The sequence below is a fragment of the Streptococcus panodentis genome, from assembly GCF_017884005.1.
Lineage (GTDB): Bacteria > Bacillota > Bacilli > Lactobacillales > Streptococcaceae > Streptococcus > Streptococcus panodentis.
This window is the reverse complement of record NZ_QFAY01000053.1, coordinates 1-1,837: the sequence shown is the minus strand read 5'-3', so window position 1 is coordinate 1,837 and position 1,837 is coordinate 1. Positions and strand designations below refer to the sequence as shown.

At 31.7% G+C, this 1,837-nt stretch carries 3 protein-coding genes; all 3 read right to left on the bottom strand.

Annotation, left to right across the window (positions count from 1 at the left end):
- Positions 1-337: 337 nt before the first annotated feature.
- Genes DHL47_RS13185 through DHL47_RS13175 form a run of 3 tightly spaced genes read right to left on the bottom strand, consistent with a single transcriptional unit; the run spans position 338 to position 1,746 of the window.
- Positions 338-880 carry a hypothetical protein gene (locus DHL47_RS13185; protein WP_209552179.1) on the bottom strand — a complete coding sequence of 181 codons (543 nt, stop codon included), beginning with the start codon at positions 878-880 and terminating at the stop codon, positions 338-340.
- A complete protein-coding gene (locus DHL47_RS13180) occupies positions 870-1,400 on the bottom strand; it encodes a hypothetical protein (protein ID WP_245335655.1) in 531 nt (176 codons plus the stop codon). Before DHL47_RS13180 ends, DHL47_RS13185 begins: the two co-directional genes overlap by 11 nt.
- Positions 1,401-1,437: 37 nt before the next feature.
- Positions 1,438-1,746, bottom strand: a complete 309-nt coding sequence (locus DHL47_RS13175) for a DUF4176 domain-containing protein (protein ID WP_209552178.1) — start codon at positions 1,744-1,746, stop codon at positions 1,438-1,440.
- Positions 1,747-1,837: the final 91 nt, after the last annotated feature.

Here is a 1,837-nt window from a genome sequence, read left to right as displayed (position 1 = left end):
CGCGTCACCTTAAACTGACGATATTCAACATCCAAATCCTCGATTTTATGTTCTAGTTCATACTGGCGACGATGTAACTCATCCAGCTGATCTTGTTTCGATTTTTCTTTTTTCATTATAACCTCTATATCATTGCACCTCAGCTAATCTGTTTGTGCTGTTTACCTAAACTAAATATAACCGCTTTTAAAGCAAAAGAGAGGAACCCCTGAAAATATGAGTTTTTCAAAGGCTTCTCTATTAAAAACATTAAGTCCCCAAATACACTGCCCCCCTAAAAGTTAGACATGAAAAATCTAACTTTTAGGGGGGTAGTTCAAAGTAAGATAACTATTTTTTAAATACTTTTATCGGTACCGTCCATATCAGAAACTATTTCTAATTGGTTAAATTCATTGATACGCCAAGTATTATCATCCGGTAGTGCTTGTATTTTACCTATCAACATTTCCTGATAGAATTTATTAAACTGTTGATTCTTTCTTTTGCTGCCTATCAATTTCAAAGTAATTCTCTTATTATTGCTGTTTTCAGACAACACCTCTCCTACAATAAACAAAGGATATTCATAACTACCACCTGGAACATACTTCTTTTTACCAAAATATAGCGTTACTGATGATAAAATAAATCGATAACATTTGAAATTTCTGAAGACAAGTAAGTGTTTGCCATCAAGCTGTATTTTCCCCATAAAAGCAAAAGCCATCCAACCCACTGTGAGCAATAAACCAACTGATCCTAAGAAGTATAGAAAGTGCATTAACAAATTTTCATCTAAAAAGAGATTAAAAAAACTGATGATAATCATTAAGCTAAATATACTAATCAGACCAATTCCCTTTCTAGAATATATAGCAATTGATTCTTTATTTATCAATATTTTCTCCTTCTAATATTTTTAAATACTTAGACTTTTTGAATTGACCAGACAGCAGTAAAAGCAGAAAGCAATACCACATCACGACTGCCAAAAACAAAAGTAAAAAGCTACCAAACATAATATAAAACCAAGCAAAAACTATTGAAATAAAGGCAAAGAGTACAATCAGAGCATAGGTTTTGAAGCCGTTTAATCTTTGAGTGGCAAAATAGTCTTGAGGAATTTCATAAGGTTCTACTTCCACTATTTTTCTTTCTCTCCTATTTTTAAACTGGTAAAGAACCAACAAAAGCATCAAAAGAAAAGATAGAAATAAAGGAAACACACCACGTATAATCAAGGTCTCAGTTAGTACATATGTCGCATAGGATAAGCCAGCTCCTGGTAAAAAAATCATTGGAAAAGGTACACTATCACCTACAAAAAGCTTATTACGTTTGATATCGTAAAATACTGTTCTTTTCACATTTCCCTGATCTGCTCCAAATTCTATTAAATCTGATAATTTTTGTTTCATTCGTTACACCAATTATTTATATTAACTTCTTAGAAAGTCAATCTTCCTTTGTCTTTTCTACTTTAAATTGTGGGTATGCAATATTTTTACGTTCCTTGTCAAAAATTTTCTGAGCTTCTTCCTCAGAAATATCTACATAACCTTCAAAATAAACCTCATCAATATCTTCAGAATTGAAAAAATAAAATTGAGAACCATCAATTCCTGTTGGATATACACAAGAACTATACTCAAAATAACCTACTTCTCCTTCATTTTCAAAAATTGGAAATCGACTTACTATCATTAATTTCGTGTCCCCGTTTCGTAAACGAACAATACTTCCAATAGGTAAATATTTTTGCATTTTTTCTCCTTATCTAACTCAAACTTGTAACCTCAAAAACAGCCTTAACCCCTTGCACTATCTAGGTTTAGAGTACAAAAAATAGCATAAC

What these genes read in the sequence shown, in the direction of transcription:
- DHL47_RS13180 (WP_245335655.1), bottom strand. Translation starts at nt 1,400, where the DNA reads ATGAAACAAAAATTATCAGATTTAATAGAATTTGGAGCAGATCAGGGA.
- DHL47_RS13175 (WP_209552178.1), bottom strand. Translation starts at nt 1,746, where the DNA reads ATGCAAAAATATTTACCTATTGGAAGTATTGTTCGTTTACGAAACGGG.